Genomic DNA, 15,434 nt, shown 5'->3' with positions numbered 1-15,434 from the left:
TCCTCTTTAGTTGATCGGATGTTGGCGCAGAAAATCTGCGGCCACGGCGGACGGGCTTTCATGCTCGACGTCGACCCGCGCATTCAGCTCGCGCATGGTTTTGTCATCGAACAGATCGGCCAGCGGCTTGAGTTCAGCGGCCAGCCGAGGGTGCTGGTCGAGGTATTGCTGACGAATCACCGGCGCGGCGGTGTAGTCCGGGAAGTAGTGCTTGTCGTCTTCCAGCAGCTTGAGCTTGAAGGCGTTCAGGCGACCGTCGGTGGTGTAGACCAGGCCGGCGAACACTTGGCCATTACGCAGCGCGGTGTAAACCAGGCCCGCGTCCATCTGCCGGGTGTTTTTGCGGGTCAGGTTCATGTCGTACAGCTTGACCATGCCGCCCATGCCGTCGGAACGGTTGGCGAACTCGGTGTCCAGGGCCACCAGGCGCGTGCCTTTGGTTTTTTCCGCCAGGGCTTGGGTCAGGTCGCTGATGCTATTGATCTGCGGGAATTCCTTGGCCACGTTCTCGGGTAACGCCAGCGCGTAGGTGTTGCTGAAGCGCGACGGCGAGAGCCAGACAAGGCCTTTTTTCGCGTCGAGTTCTTTAACCCGAGCGTAGGACTGTTCGCTGTCGAGTTTCTCGTCAATGTGGTTATAGGCCACCAGCGACACGCCGGTGTATTCCCACAGCAGGTCCAGTTGCCCGCTTTCCTGGGCACTGCGCGCCAGGTTGCTGCCCAGGCCGCCGGTCACCTGGGTTTGATAGCCCTTGGTGCGCAGGTACTGGGAGGTGATTTCGGCCAGCAGGGTCTGTTCGGTGAACACCCGGGCGCCGATGCGGATCAACGGTTTTTCAGCGGCGTGCGCAATGCCTGCAAACAGCAGGACGCAGCTCAATATCAGAGTCAGTCTTTTCATGTGATTTCCTTTGCCAAGCCTTAAGACGGACGCAACCCACGTTCCAGCCAGAGGCGGCTGGCCATGGTCACCAGACCGTCAAGCAGCAACGCCAGCAACGCGGTGCACGCGGCGCCGAGCAGCAATTGCGGCTGATTGTTCAGGGCGATGCCGGGGAAGATCAGGCTGCCGAGGCTGTTGGCACCAATCAGGAACGCCAGCGGTGCGGTGCCGACGTTGATGGCCAGGGCCACGCGCACACCGCCGATGATGATCGGCACGGCGTTGGGCAGTTCCACGCGAAACAGTACCTGGCGCGGCGTCATGCCGATGCCGGTGGCGGCTTCTTTCAGCGAGCCTTGAACGTTTTTCAGGCCTTCGTAGGTGTTGCGCACGATAGGCAGGAGGGAAGCGAGGAACAGCGCGAAAATGGCCGGGCCGCTGCCGATGCCAAGAACGCCGAGGGCGATGGCCAGTACGGCCAGGGGCGGGACGGTGTTACCGATGTTGAAGATCTGCATGAAGCGTTCTGCGCGCCCGACCATGTTCGGTCGGCTGAGCAGGATACCGGCGGGGATGCCCACAATCAGGGCGGCCAGCATGGAGACTAGAACGAGGATCAAATGAGCTTGCAGGTAAAACAACAAATCGTCGCGGTACAGTTCGATCGTGTTGATGCCGATCCAGTGGACCAGCAGGGCCAAGAGGGCGACGACAACCGCTCCTCCTATCAGCCCTTTGCCATAGCGAATAGCCACAGGCGGACTCCTTCTTTCTTCTGTCGGCGCCCACATTCTCCGGCGGCAATGCCATGCCTGGCTGCCTCTGAATGTGGTCGCGAAATGCAGCTCGCCGATACCGGCAACGCGGTATGCGATCGAGCCATGAGCGCAGCCTCGTCAGGCTAACTTGCTGATTTATCAGCCCCTGTTCCGAGTGCGGTAGCAGGGGAGTGGACGTCTCTACCTTTTAAAAGGTTCCACACTTGGCAGCATTTAGCCACCCCCAATGGGCTGAACGGTGGTCCGTCCTCCTGGGTTTGCGCTATACTCGCCGCCCTTTTTTGACTCACCTGCCAGGCGATTTCCCATGACCCACCAGGCCGCCGAAGTCGCGAAACGCCGCACTTTCGCCATTATTTCCCACCCCGATGCCGGTAAAACCACCATCACCGAGAAGCTGTTGCTGATGGGCAAGGCAATCGCGGTGGCCGGCACGGTGAAATCCCGCAAGTCCGACCGCCATGCCACCTCCGACTGGATGGAAATGGAAAAACAACGGGGTATCTCCATTACCACGTCGGTCATGCAGTTCCCGTATCGCGACCACATGGTCAACCTGCTCGACACCCCGGGCCACGAAGACTTCTCCGAAGACACCTACCGCACTCTGACGGCGGTCGACTCGGCGCTGATGGTCCTCGACGGCGGTAAAGGCGTCGAGCCACGGACCATCGCGTTGATGGACGTGTGCCGCTTGCGTGACACGCCGATCGTCAGCTTCATCAACAAACTCGACCGCGATATCCGCGACCCGATCGAGTTGCTCGATGAAATCGAAGCCGTCTTGAAGATCAAGGCCGCGCCGATCACCTGGCCGATCGGTTGCTACCGCGACTTCAAGGGCGTGTACCACCTGGCCGACGACTACATCATTGTCTACACCGCCGGCCATGGCCACGAGCGCACCGACGTCAAGATCATCGAGAAGCTCGACTCTGACGAAGCCCGCGCCCACCTGGGCGACGAGTACGACCGTTTTGTCGACCAGCTGGAACTGGTGCAAGGCGCCTGCCACGCGTTCAACCAGCAGGAATTCCTCGACGGCCAACTGACCCCGGTGTTCTTCGGGACCGCCCTGGGCAACTTCGGTGTCGATCACGTGCTCGACGCTGTCGTGGACTGGGCCCCGCGCCCGCTGCCCCGTGTCGCCAACGAGCGCACCGTGGAACCGGTGGAAGAGAAGTTCTCCGGCTTCGTGTTCAAGATCCAGGCGAACATGGACCCTAAACACCGCGACCGCATCGCCTTCATGCGCATCTGCTCCGGCAAATACGACAAAGGCATGAAGATGCGCCACGTGCGCACCGGCAAGGACGTGCGCATCGGCGATGCCCTGACGTTCTTCTCCTCCGAGCGTGAACAGCTCGAAGAAGCCTTCGCCGGCGACATCATCGGCCTGCACAACCACGGCACCATCCAGATCGGCGACACCTTCACCGAAGGCGAGTCCCTGAGCTTCACCGGCATCCCGCACTTCGCCCCGGAACTGTTCCGCCGCGTGCGCCTGCGTGACCCGCTCAAATCCAAGCAACTACGCCAAGGCCTGCAGCAATTGGCGGAAGAGGGCGCCACCCAGGTGTTCTTCCCTGAGCGCAGCAACGACATCATCCTCGGCGCCGTCGGTGTGCTGCAGTTCGATGTGGTCGCGAGCCGCTTGAAAGAGGAATACAAGGTTGAGTGCTCGTATGAGCCGATCACCGTGTACTCCGCGCGTTGGATCGATTGCAGCGATAAGAAGAAGCTGGAAGAGTTCTCCAACAAGGCGGTGGAAAACCTGGCGGTGGATGGTGGTGGTCATTTGACCTACCTGGCGCCGACCCGAGTCAATTTGGCACTGATGGAAGAGCGCTGGCCGGATGTGAAATTCCGTGCGACCCGTGAGCACCATTAATCACTGAGCGTCGCAAAACAAAATGTGGGAGGGGCCCACATTTTGGGTCTCCACCAGGCATGGGATTGGCGAGAATCCGGCATCGGGTCTAGCGTTTACCCATCAATTGCAGAGGAGACCAACGTGCCAAATGCTCAACGCGCCATTCCCTTGGTGTTGCTGGCTGCCCTGGGGCTCACGTCCCTTCCGGCGTTGGCCGGCGCGGGAACGCCCCAATGGAAAGACACCGGCCCTGTCACCAAGAAAAAGCAGCAGGAGGTCAACTCCGGCAGTTGGCAACCTCAGGCTCAGCCTGCCCCCAAAGAGGACGCAGAAAACCCCTACAACGAAGGGGAAGACAGCGAAACCTATGATGACGGGGACACCTGATAGCTGGCGCAAACCCAGTATCACAACTAGCTTCAAGGACTGGCGACGGTGGATCACTGTCGTACGGGTTTCATCTACTGACTGGACGGAAATCGACCATGAGTATTTTTCAACGAGTCGTGCTGTTGATAAAGGTGCTGGTGCTGATGTCGTTGGGTATGTCGGCGGCCTGGGCACATAACCCGGTGCAGAGCGGTCAGGCGAGCTTTTCAGCGTCGCATGACAAGGGCCTGCAGTTGGCCAAGTCTGAAGCTGAGCCTGGGGACCAGGATCAGGGTGGCAGCAAGGACGATGATGACTCCACCACGAACGAGCCGGACAGTGACGACCCGGACGACGATGATGGCGACAGCCAAACCTAGGTCTTGACCAAAAGAAAGCCCCTCCCACCCGGCTGATGCGCAACCGGGTGGGAAGGGCTGTGAAACGCGTTACCACTGCTTATCCCTGTGGGCGCGGGCTGTTGTGGCGAGGGAGCTTGCTCCCGCTGGGGTGCGAAGCGCCCCCAAAAGCGGGCGACTGCTACGCAGTCGAACGGGAGCAAGCGCCCTCACCACAAGAGCAGCTCCCCTGAGGGAGCGTGTTGCTTTAAGCCACAAACTGCTCCGCGTAATGGCAAGCCACTTGGCGGTTATCCAACGGCCGCAGCTGCGGCTCCTCGGTGCTGCACCGCTGGGTCGCGTACGGGCAGCGTTTGTGGAACGCGCAGCCAGGCGGCGGGTTCAGGGGGTTGGGCAATTCGCCGACGATCTTGATCTTCGGCTTGCTCGGGTCCGGGTGGATGGTCGGGGTGGCCGACAGCAGCGCCTGGGTGTACGGGTGCAGCGGCCGGGCGTAGATGTCTTCCTTGGGGCCGACTTCCACCGGGCGGCCGAGGTACATCACCATCACGTCATCGGCGACGTGTTGCACCACCGCGAGGTTGTGGGAAATGAACACGTAGGCGGTGTTGAATTCCTGCTGCAAATCCATGAACAGGTTGAGCACCTGGGCCTGGATCGACACGTCGAGTGCCGAGGTCGGTTCATCCGCCACCAACACTTTCGGTTGCAGCATCATGGCGCGGGCCAGGGCGATGCGCTGGCGCTGGCCACCGGAGAACATGTGCGGGTAGCGCTGATAATGCTCAGGGCGCAGGCCCACTTGCTTCATCATCGCCTGGACTTTCTCGCGGCGCTCGGCGGCCGACAAGTTGGTGTTGATCAGCAACGGCTCGCCGAGTTGATCGCCGACCTTCTGGCGTGGGTTCAACGAGGCATACGGGCTCTGGAACACCATCTGCACGTCTTTGCGCAATTGCTTGCGCTGGGCCTTGTCGGCGCCGGCCACTTCCTGGCCGGCGATTTTCAAGGAGCCCGAAGACGGCTCTTCAATCAGCGTGAGTGCACGGGCCAGGGTGGATTTGCCGCAACCCGACTCGCCTACCACGGCGAGGGTCTTGCCGGCTTCCAGTTCAAACGACACACCATTAAGCGCGCGTACCAACGCATGGCCCTTGAACAGGCCACGGGACACTTCGTAGTGACGGGTGAGGTCGCGGGCGGTAAGAACGACGGCCATTACGCCACCTCCTGGTTCAAGGGGTAGAAGCAGCGCGCAAGGCTGTTGCTTTTCGGATCAAGCCCAGGCCGCTGGGTACGGCAGGACTCCTGCACATACGGGCAGCGCGGCGACAGCAGGCAACCCTGCGGGCGGTCATAACGACCGGGCACGATACCCGGCAGCGTGGCCAGGCGCGTGGCGCCGAGGCTGTGCTCGGGAATCGCCTTGAGCAGGGCTTCGCTGTACGGGTGCGCCGGAATGTCGAACAGTTGCGGCACCTGGCCGACTTCCACGGCTTGGCCGGCGTACATCACGCACACGCGCTGGGCGGTTTCGGCCACGACCGCGAGGTCGTGGGTGATCAGCACCAGGCCCATGTTCTGTTCTTTCTGCAGGGCCAGCAGCAGTTCCATGATCTGCGCCTGGATGGTCACGTCCAACGCGGTGGTCGGTTCGTCGGCGATCAGCAGCTTCGGCTCGCCGGCAATCGCCATGGCGATTGCCACGCGCTGGCTCATACCGCCGGACAGTTGGTGCGGGTAGGCGTCCATACGGCTGGCAGCGCCGGGGATTTCAACCTTTTCCAACAGTTCGATGGCGCGCTTGCGCGCTTGCTTGCCGGACATTTTCAGGTGCAGGCGCAGCACTTCTTCAATCTGGAAACCCACGGTGTAGCTGGGGTTCAGCGCGGTCATCGGGTCCTGGAATACCATCGCCAGGTCTTTACCGACGATCTGGCGACGCTGGCGGTTGCTCAGCTTGAGCATGTCCTTGCCGTCGAAGTTCAGCGCGTCGGCGGTGACGATGCCGGGGTGTTCGATCAGGCCCATCAGCGCCATCATGGTCACGGATTTACCCGAGCCCGACTCGCCAACAATCGCCAGGACTTCGCCTTTGTCGACGGTAATGTCGAGGCCATCGACCACCGGCACGGCGGTCTTGTCGCCGAAGCGCACGTTGAGATTCTTGATTTCTAGCAGTGACATGGGAATCTCCTCAGGCGGCGTTCTTGAGTTTCGGGTCCAGCGCATCGCGCAGACCGTCGCCCATCAAGTTGATTGCCAGCACGCTGAGCAAAATGGTCAAACCCGGCAGGCTCACCACCCACCAGGCGCGTTCGATGTAGTCACGGGCCGAAGCCAGCATGGTGCCCCACTCAGGGGTTGGCGGTTGTACGCCAAGGCCAAGGAAGCCCAGGGCCGCAGCATCGAGGATCGCCGAGGAGAAACTCAGGGTGGCCTGGACGATCAGCGGTGCCATGCAGTTAGGCAGCACGGTGATGAACATCAGGCGTGGCAGGCCGGCGCCGGCGAGGCGGGCGGCAGTCACATAGTCACGGTTCAGCTCGCCCATCACTGCAGCGCGGGTCAGGCGGACATAGGACGGCAGCGACACGATGGCAATCGCGATCACGGTGTTGATCAGGCCAGGGCCGAGGATCGCGACAATGGCCACCGCCAGCAGCAGCGAGGGCAGGGCCAGCATGATGTCCATCAGGCGCATGATGGTCGGGCCGAGCAAGCGCGGGAAGAACCCGGCGAACAGGCCCAACAGGATGCCCGGGATCAGCGACATCACCACCGACGACAAACCGATCAGCAACGACAGGCGCGAGCCTTGGATAAGACGCGAGAGCAAGTCACGGCCAAGTTCGTCGGTGCCGAGCAGGAACTGGATCTGCCCGCCTTCCAGCCACGACGGCGGGGTCAGCAGGAAGTCGCGGTATTGCTCGCTAGGGTTATGCGGGGCAACCCACGGGGCGAAGATCGCGCAGAACACGATCAGCACCATGAACAGCAGGCCGGCAACCGCGCCTTTGTTCTTGGAGAAGGCTTGCCAGAATTCTTTGTACGGGGACGGGTACAGCAGGCTTTGATCGACTGCTGACACTTGAGTAGGTGTGGTCATGGTCATGATCTCAGCGCTGGTGACGGATGCGTGGGTTGGCGAAGCCGTAGAGGATATCCACCACGAAGTTCACCAGGATCACCAGGCAGGCGATCAGCAGGATGCCGTTCTGCACCACCGGGTAGTCCCGCGCGCCAATGGCTTCGATCAGCCATTTGCCGATGCCGGGCCACGAGAAGATGGTTTCGGTCAATACCGCACCGGCCAGCAGGGTGCCGACTTGCAGGCCAACCACGGTCAATACCGGGATCAGCGCGTTACGCAGGCCGTGCACGAATACCACGCGTGCCGGCGACAGGCCTTTGGCCTTGGCGGTACGGATGTAGTCTTCGCGCAGCACTTCGAGCATCGACGAACGGGTCATCCGCGCGATCACCGCCAACGGGATGGTACCGAGCACGATGGCCGGCAGGATCAGGTGGTGCAGTGCATCCCAGAACGCGTCCGGCTCGTCAGCCAGCAGGGTGTCGATCAGCATGAAGCCGGTGCGCGGCTCGATGTCGTAAAGCAGGTCGATACGCCCGGAAACCGGGGTCCAGCCCAGGCTTACCGAGAAGAACATGATCAGGATCAGGCCCCACCAGAAGATCGGCATCGAATAGCCCGCGAGGGAGATGCCCATCACCCCATGGTCGAACAGGGATCCTCGCTTCAAGGCCGCGATCACCCCGGCCAACAGGCCCAGGATACCGGCGAACAACAGGGCGGCCATGGACAGTTCCAGGGTCGCCGGGAAGAGGGCGGTGAATTCAGTCCACACGCTGGTGCGGGTGCGCAACGATTCGCCAAGGTCGCCCTGGGCGAGCTTGCCGACGTAATCCAGGTATTGCGCATACAACGGCTTGTTAAGGCCAAGGCGTTCCATTGCCTGTGCGTGCATCTCGGGGTCGACGCGCCGCTCGCCCATCATGACTTCGACGGGGTCGCCAGGGATCATGCGAATCAACGCAAACGTGAGCAACGTTATGCCGAAAAACGTGGGGATCAATAACCCCAGTCGGCGGGCAATAAAACTAAACATCTTGTGGTGTACCTCAATCAGCCGGTTAGGCAGGTCCGGCACCACCCTGGTGGGCGGTGCCGAGCGTTTCTCTTATTTACTTCACCTGGGTGGTGGCGAAGTTATTTGTACCTAGAGGGCTTTGGGTAAAGCCTTCTACGTTCTTGCGCATGGCGGTGAACAGTTTCGGGTAAGCCATGGGAAGCCATGGTTGGTCCTTGTCGAAAACGTCCTGTGCTTGTTCATAGAGTGCAGCGCGCTGGCCGGGTTCAGCGATGGCGCGCGCCTTGTCGATCAAGTCTTGAAACTCTTTGTTACACCAACGTGCGTAGTTTTCGCCGTTTTTTGCAGCATCGCAACTCAGGTTTGGCGTGAGGAAGTTGTCCGGGTCGCCGTTATCACCGACCCAGCCAGCCGAGACCATGTCGTGCTCGCCGTTTTTAGCACGCTTGAGCATCTCGCCCCATTCCATGACTCTGATATTGACCTTCAGGCCAATCTGCGCCAGATCCGCCTGCATGCGCTGGGCGCCGAGCATCGGGTTGGGGTTGGTCGGACCGCCGCCATTACGGGTGAACAGGGTGAATTCGGTGCCTTCCGGTACGCCGGCTTCCTTGAGCAGGGCGCGGGCCTTGTCCAGGTCGCGAGGCGGGTTTTTCAGTTTGTCGCTGAAACCCAGCAAGGTCGGCGGATAAGGGCCGGTACCTACCACCGCATTGCCTTTGCCGAACAGGGCTTCGGTATAGCCGGCCTTGTCGAACGCGATGTTGATTGCGTGACGGACCCGCGCATCGCTCATGTATTTGTGGGTGGTGTTCAGCGCGGTGTAACTGGTGGTCATCGCCGCCAATTCATCGACTTTCAGGTTTGGGTCTTTCTTGATGCTTGGAATGTCATCCGGCTTGGGGAACAGCGCGATCTGGCATTCGTTGGCCTTGAGTTTCTGCAGGCGCACGTTGTTATCGGTGCTGATCGCCAGGATCAGCGGGTCGACTGCCGGCTTGCCGCGGAAGTAGTCGGGGTTGGCCTTGAATCGCGCCTGGGCGTCTTTCTGATAACGGGTGAAGATGAACGGGCCAGTGCCGATGGGCCTGGCGTTGAGGTCTTCGGTCTTGCCGGATTTGAGCAACTGGTCGGCGTATTCCTTCGAATGGATGGAAGAGAACGCCATGCCCAGGTCGGCCAAAAACGGTGCTTCAGGACGGGTCAGGGTAAAGACGACCGTGTAATCGTCGGTCTTCTCTACGCTCTTGAGCAGTTCCTTGAAACCCATACTTTCGAAGTACGGATAGCCCACGAGGGACTGTTTATGCCATGGGTGATTCGGGTCCAGCTGGCGCTGGAAGCTCCAAAGCACGTCGTCGGCGTTCATGTTGCGCGTGGGTTTGAAGTAGTCGGTGGTGTGGAACTTGATGTCGTCACGCAGGTGGAAGGTGTAGGTCAGGCCATCGGCGCTGATCTCGGGCAAGTCTTTGGCCAGCGCGGGGATCACTTCGGTGGTGCCGGGCTTGAAGTCCACCAGGCGGTTGAACATGGTTTCAGCAGCGGCGTCAGCGGTCACGGCCGTGGTGTACAGGACCGGGTCGAAACCTTCCGGGCTGGCTTCGGTGCAGACCACCAGCGGTTTGGCCGAAACGCCGATCGCCACGCTCAACAGCGCGGCAGCCATAGCGGCTTGTAGCGGGAGCATTTTCATTCAGAGCCCTCTGCAATCGATGGGACCAGACAAGCGTAGACGGCGGGCTCGTCCTGAGCCCGCCGTCTACCTGGCGCTAATTAAAGAATGTTGAATGGGATGGTGGTGACCAGGCGGAACTCTTTGATGTTGCCGTCAGCTTGTTCGGAGCTGGCACGGTGAGTCACGTAGGTTGCACGAATGGTAGTGGCCTTGAGTGGGCCGCTCTGGATCGCGTAGGACGAGCCAACACCGTATTCCTGGTGCTTCTCGCCGTCCATCAGGCGCAAGTCGCTGCGCGACGCGCCGGCTTCGCCGTAGGCGGTGCCGTTGTAGTGAGTACCGTCGATGCCCCAACCGCGAGCCGAGTAGACGTTGAACTTCAGGCCTGGCACGCCGTATTCGGCCATGTTGATGCCGTAGGCGATCTGGAAGGACTTCTCGTTCGGGCTGTTGAAGTCCGAAGTCAGGGAGTTGGCCAGGTAGATGCCGTTGGTTTCGTGCAGGTAGTCGAAGTACTCGTCACCGTTCACTTCCTGGTACGAGAAGGTCAGGCTGTGGGCTTGGTGAGTCAGGCCCAGGGACAACGAGTAGGTGTCGTTGTCGATGTTGCCCATCTTCTTGCTGCCGGTGTCAGTGGTTTTGTAGTAGTTCAGGCCTGTGGTCAGTGCCAGGGTCTGTGCATCACCCAGTTCATGGGTAGCGCCGAAGTAGTACTGGTTCCAGAAGTCTTCGACGTTAGCGGCGAACACGCTGGTTTTCAGGCTCTTGAACGGCTGGTAGTTGAAGCCCAGGGTTTTGACCTTGTCGGTTTCCTGGCCATTGCCGTATTCGGAACGGAATTTCGACAGGCTCTGCTCGGTACGCGGCGAAACGCGGTCGAAGATACCGCCCTGGAACGACAGGTTGCTGAACTCTTCGCTGTTGAAGCTCACACCTTCAAAGCTTGAAGGCAGGGCGCGGTTGCCGATGGTGTCGACGATACCGGTGCTGAAATTCTGGCGACCGGCGGTCAAGGTGGTGTTGGACACACGGAACTTGACGTTGGCCAGGCCCAGTTTGCTCCACTGGCCTACAGCGTCACCGCCGGAATCCGCCAGGGTACGGTTGGAGCCGCCGGCGATATCCTTGCGGTCGCGATCAAGGGCGATGAAGTTGTAAGCAGCAACTTCAGTGCTGACCCCTACAGTGCCTTGGGTGAAGCCCGAGGTGTAGTTGAGGATGGTGCCTTGGGCCCAGTTGATACGACGGGAGATCGGCGTCTTCACACCGTCTTTACGGTAGCTGAAGCGGTCGTTGCGAAACTTCATTTCGTTCGCATACCAGTTACGGGTTGTACCGCCCAGGCTTTGACCGTCGATAAAGCCTTTGGCCTCGCTTTGCGCGCTGGTGCCGGCCAGGGTGGTCGGAACGAAGTCCTGGCTGGTGGTTTCAGCGTAGGCGGTAGCCGTGATGGTGCTGATGGCCAGGGCCAGAAGCGCTTTGCTGCTCAGTTTCATGAATGAAGCTCCTTTGGTTCTCTTTTTAATGCCGGTCTTTTTTGGTGATCCGGCTATTGGGTGTGTAACTCGTTCAAGCTCATGCAAACGTTTGGCGTAGGAAAAATCCCAACAAAAGGCCGCGCGTTTGCAGCAAGGCGGGGGCCGCCCTGCGCAATCCGGTTATTTTCTTATGGGGTGATACTGACGCCCGAGAACACGTTGCGGCCGAAAGGGCTGACCTTGAAACCTTCGACTTTGGCGCTTAACGGCTGGTTGACCGTCGAGTGGGCGACTGGCGTGATCGGCACCTGCTGCTTGAGCAGTTGCTGCGCCTGTTTGTAGAGAACAGTCCTTTGTTCGCGGTCGGTCACGACCTTGGCTTGCTTGATCAGCTTGTCGTACGCCGGGTCACACCACATGGAGTAGTTGTTCCCGCCGATGGCGTCGCAGCTGTAGAGGGTGCCCAGCCAGTTGTCCGGGTCACCGTTGTCGCCGGTCCAGCCGATCAGGCTCACATCGTGCTCACCATTCTTGGTGCGCTTGATGTATTCGCCCCACTCGTAGCTGACGATCTTGACCTTGAGGCCGATCTTGGCCCAGTCGCTTTGCAGCATCTCGGCCATCAGCTTGGCGTTGGGGTTGTACGGGCGTTGTACCGGCATCGCCCATAGGGTGATTTCGGTGCCTTCCTTCACGCCGGCGGCCTTGAGCAGTTCCTTGGCCTTTTCCGGGTTGTAGGCGGCGTCCTGGATACTGTCGTCGTAGGACCACTGCGTCGGCGGCATGGCGTTGACCGCCAGTTGCCCTGCGCCTTGGTACACGGCGTTCAGAATGCTCTGCTTGTTCACCGCCATGTCCAGCGCCTGGCGCACTTCGAGCTGGTCGAACGGCTTGTGGCGCACGTTGTAGGCGATATAGCCGAGGTTGAAACCCGGCTTGGTCAGCAGTTGCAGGTTTGGGTCGGCCTTGAGGGCGTCGACGTCAGCCGGGCGCGGATGCAGCGTCACCTGGCATTCGCCCGCCTTGAGCTTTTGCACCCGCACCGACGCGTCGGTGTTGATGGCGAAGATCAACTGGTCCAGCTTGACCTTGCTCGGGTCCCAGTACTGTTTGTTGGCCACGTACCGGATCTGCGAATCTTTCTGGTACCGCTGGAACACGAAAGGGCCGGTGCCGATGGGCTTCTGGTTGATGTCGCTGGGCTTGCCGGTCTTGAGCAGTTGCTCGGCATATTCGGCCGAGAGGATCGCGGCGAAGCTCATGGCGATGTTCTGGATAAACGCGGCGTCGACCGTGTTCAGGGTCATCACCACGGTGTGCGGGTCGGTTTTCTCGACCTTGGCAATGTTCTTGTTCAGGCTCATCCCGTTGAAGTACGGAAACTCGGTGGGGTAGGCCTTGCGAAACGGATGGTCGGCGTCAAGCATGCGGTTGAAGGTGAACAGCACGTCGTCGGCGTTGAAATCCCGCGTCGGTTTGAATTCCTTGTTGCTGTGGAATTTCACCCCTTCGCGCAGGTGAAAGGTGTAGGTCAGGCCATCTGGCGAAATATCCCACTTGGTTGCCAGCGCAGGTACGACACCGGTCTCGCCCTTTTCAAACTCAACCAGACGGTTGTACAGCGGTTCGGCCGCATCGTTATCGGTGGCGGTGGTGTATTGCGCGGTGTCAAAGCCTGCCGGGCTGCCTTCTGAGCAGAACACCAGGCTCTTTTTGTCGGCGGCATAGCCCATCGTGGCCGCAGCCAACAGGCTGGTGCCAAAAATTGCGGATAGAACGGTGGTATGGCGCATGACGATCCCGATCCTTGTTTGTAATTGTCATCAGCGAGCAACCCCCCTGGCGTACGGCCAGGGGAACATCACTGATCCCACACGCAGCAAGTGCCTTTCCGTGTTAGCAGCCTCTGCTGTCCTACGACGTTATGGGTCTCGGACTTCGCAGTAAATGCGCCAAATCGGATTGACCTTGTAGGCAACGGCGTCGCGCTTCGCAGTTCATTGCTGTAGGACGCAACGATTGCGAGCACGGCCTGTTGCCTACAGGCCAGGCGGATGCAATAACGGCGACGTTATGAAACGTCGCCGTCAAGGCTTCTTACTTGCCGCTTACGCTCACGCCGTAGAAGGAGTTCAAGCCAAACGGGCTGATCTTGAAGTCCTGCACGGAGTTGCGCATGGGTTGATACACCGTCGAGTGCGCGATAGGTGTCATCGGGACTGCATCTTTGAGGATATGTTGCGCCTGCTTATACAGCTCGGTGCGTTTGGCGACATCCGATGTGGCCTTGGCTTCTTTCACGATGCCGTCGAATTTCTTGTCGCACCATTTGGAGAAGTTGTTACCGGACAGCGAGTCGCAGCCGAACAGCACGTTCAGCCAGTTGTCCGGGTCACCATTGTCACCGCTCCAGCCAATGATCATGGCCTGGTTCTCGCCACCTTTGGAGCGCTTGATGTACTCGCCCCACTCGTAGCTGGTGATTTTCACGTTCAGACCGATCTTCTTCCAGTCGTTTTGCAGCATTTCAGCCATCAGCTTGGCGTTCGGGTTGTACGGACGCTGGACCGGCATGGCCCACAGAACGATTTCGGTCCCTTCCTTGACGCCGGCTTCCTTGAGCAGTGCCTTGGCTTTCTCAGGATCGTACTTGGCGTCCTTGATGGTGGTGTCATACGACCATTGGGTCGGCGGCATGGCGTTGACGGCCAGTTGACCGGCGCCCTGGTACACGGAGTCGATGATCTGTTGCTTGTTCACCGACATGTCCAGCGCCTGGCGCACGCGCAGGTCAGCCAGCGGGTTGGGCTGGTCGCTGCCCTTGACCTTGTCCATGACGTTGTAGGCGATGTAGCCCAGGTTGAAACCGGCCTGGTTCGGCAGTTTCAGGTCCTTGTCGGCTTCCAGCGCCTTGAGGTCGGCCGGACGCGGGAACAGGGTGATCTGGCATTCGTTTTTCTTCAGCTTCTGGATACGCACCGACGGGTCGGTGGTGATGGCGAAGATCAGGTTGTCGATCTTCACGTCTTCAGGTTTCCAGTAGTCCTTGTTGCCGGTGTAACGGATGTTCGAGTCTTTCTGGTAGCTCTTGAACACGAACGGGCCAGTACCGACCGGTTTCTGGTTGATGTCCGAGGCCTTGCCTTCTTTCAACAGTTGGGCGGCGTATTCAGCCGACTGGATCGACGCGAAGCTCATTGCCAGGTTCTGGATAAAGGCGGCGTCCACAGTGCCAAGGGTGAACTTGACCGTGTGCTCATCGACTTTCTCGATGTTCTTGATGTTGGTGTCCATCCCCATGTCCGTGAAGTACGGGAACTCGGTGGGGTAGGCTTTGCGGAACGGATCGTCCTTGTTGATCATGCGGTTGAACGTGAACAGCACGTCATCGGCATTGAAGGTACGGGTCGGCTTGAAGTACGCGGTGGTGTGGAACTTGACGCCATCACGCAGGTGGAAAGTGTAGGTCAAGCCATCCGGGGACACGTCCCAGCTGGTGGCCAGCCCAGGAATCACAGCGGTGCCGCCGCGTTCGAACTGGGTCAGGCGGTTGAACATGGTTTCGGCCGAGGCATCGAAGTCTGTTCCGGTGGTGTACTGGCCTGGGTCGAAACCGGCCGGGCTCCCTTCGGAGCAGAACACCAGGTTAGTTGCCGCAAGGGCTACGGGGGCGGCGGCCATAAGGCCAGCGCTCACTAATAACGGAAGGACTGCGTGTTTAAGCATGTTGGCCTCATGATTTGTTGTCATTTTTGGTGGTGAGGGCGACCTCGTGAGTCGGCCTGCGGATACTTATGCAGGCGCCATACCCATTGCAAGATGCTGAACCGTTGCAAGGGTGAAACAGTGGTACGAACGTACAGGAATGTCGCAATTATGAAAGTTTGTACATATTTGCGCATATTTT

The 15,434-nt window shown here is 59.8% G+C and carries 13 protein-coding genes; 3 read left to right on the top strand and 10 right to left on the bottom strand.

The features are described from left to right. Positions 1–6: 6 nt before the first annotated feature. Positions 7–900, bottom strand: a complete 894-nt coding sequence (locus BM403_RS07240; RefSeq protein WP_093542207.1) for a glycine betaine ABC transporter substrate-binding protein — start codon at positions 898–900, stop codon at positions 7–9. Positions 901–920: 20 nt separating this feature from the next. Next, on the bottom strand, positions 921–1,673 hold the full coding sequence (locus tag BM403_RS07235; RefSeq protein ID WP_371914006.1) for an ABC transporter permease: 753 nt from the start codon (positions 1,671–1,673) through the stop codon (positions 921–923). A 295-nt stretch (positions 1,674–1,968) separates the two neighbouring features. On the opposite strand from BM403_RS07235, the gene BM403_RS07230 reads away from it, so the two are divergent. The 3 genes from BM403_RS07230 (at position 1,969) to BM403_RS07220 (ending at position 4,283) form a co-directional block, all read left to right on the top strand. After that, complete coding sequence (locus BM403_RS07230) at positions 1,969–3,552, top strand: peptide chain release factor 3 (RefSeq protein WP_012722183.1); 1,584 nt, start codon at positions 1,969–1,971, stop codon at positions 3,550–3,552. Between the two features lie 123 nt (positions 3,553–3,675). Further along, positions 3,676–3,921: a hypothetical protein gene (locus tag BM403_RS07225; RefSeq protein ID WP_046034311.1), complete on the top strand. Its 246-nt coding sequence runs from the start codon at positions 3,676–3,678 to the stop codon at positions 3,919–3,921. 98 nt (positions 3,922–4,019) lie between these two features. Beyond that, on the top strand, positions 4,020–4,283 hold the full coding sequence (locus tag BM403_RS07220; protein WP_012722185.1) for a hypothetical protein: 264 nt from the start codon (positions 4,020–4,022) through the stop codon (positions 4,281–4,283). A gap of 226 nt (positions 4,284–4,509) precedes the next feature. Here BM403_RS07220 and BM403_RS07215 read toward each other — a convergent pair whose 3' ends face one another. The 8 genes from BM403_RS07215 to BM403_RS07180 form a co-directional block, all read right to left on the bottom strand. Beyond that, a complete protein-coding gene (locus BM403_RS07215) occupies positions 4,510–5,481 on the bottom strand; it encodes a peptide ABC transporter ATP-binding protein (RefSeq protein ID WP_012722186.1) in 972 nt (323 codons plus the stop codon). After that, a complete protein-coding gene (locus BM403_RS07210) occupies positions 5,481–6,449 on the bottom strand; it encodes an ABC transporter ATP-binding protein (protein ID WP_012722187.1) in 969 nt (322 codons plus the stop codon). The genes BM403_RS07215 and BM403_RS07210 overlap by 1 nt, the downstream gene beginning before the upstream one ends. Before the next feature lie 10 nt (positions 6,450–6,459). Further along, on the bottom strand, positions 6,460–7,371 hold the full coding sequence (locus BM403_RS07205; RefSeq protein ID WP_043204774.1) for an ABC transporter permease subunit: 912 nt from the start codon (positions 7,369–7,371) through the stop codon (positions 6,460–6,462). 10 nt (positions 7,372–7,381) lie between these two features. After that, entirely contained in the window at positions 7,382–8,392 is a 1,011-nt protein-coding gene (locus tag BM403_RS07200; protein WP_003171721.1) for an ABC transporter permease subunit, read from the bottom strand. A gap of 76 nt (positions 8,393–8,468) precedes the next feature. Then, a complete protein-coding gene (locus tag BM403_RS07195) occupies positions 8,469–10,067 on the bottom strand; it encodes an ABC transporter substrate-binding protein (protein WP_093542205.1) in 1,599 nt (532 codons plus the stop codon). An 80-nt stretch (positions 10,068–10,147) separates the two neighbouring features. Next, entirely contained in the window at positions 10,148–11,545 is a 1,398-nt protein-coding gene (locus tag BM403_RS07190) for an OprD family outer membrane porin (protein WP_046034312.1), read from the bottom strand. A 170-nt stretch (positions 11,546–11,715) separates the two neighbouring features. Next, the gene (locus BM403_RS07185) at positions 11,716–13,320 is read right to left on the bottom strand and encodes an ABC transporter substrate-binding protein (protein ID WP_012722191.1); all 1,605 of its coding nucleotides are present in this window, start codon (positions 13,318–13,320) and stop codon (positions 11,716–11,718) included. A 304-nt stretch (positions 13,321–13,624) separates the two neighbouring features. Then, a complete protein-coding gene (locus tag BM403_RS07180) occupies positions 13,625–15,253 on the bottom strand; it encodes an ABC transporter substrate-binding protein (RefSeq protein WP_046034313.1) in 1,629 nt (542 codons plus the stop codon). Between the last annotated feature and the right edge of the window lie 181 nt (positions 15,254–15,434).

Origin of the sequence: Pseudomonas sp. OV546 (assembly GCF_900116845.1) — a bacterium.
In the GTDB taxonomy this organism is placed as follows: domain Bacteria; phylum Pseudomonadota; class Gammaproteobacteria; order Pseudomonadales; family Pseudomonadaceae; genus Aquipseudomonas; species Aquipseudomonas petroselini.
Note: the sequence above shows the minus strand (reverse complement) of the source record. Positions and strands in the feature narration are given on the sequence as shown.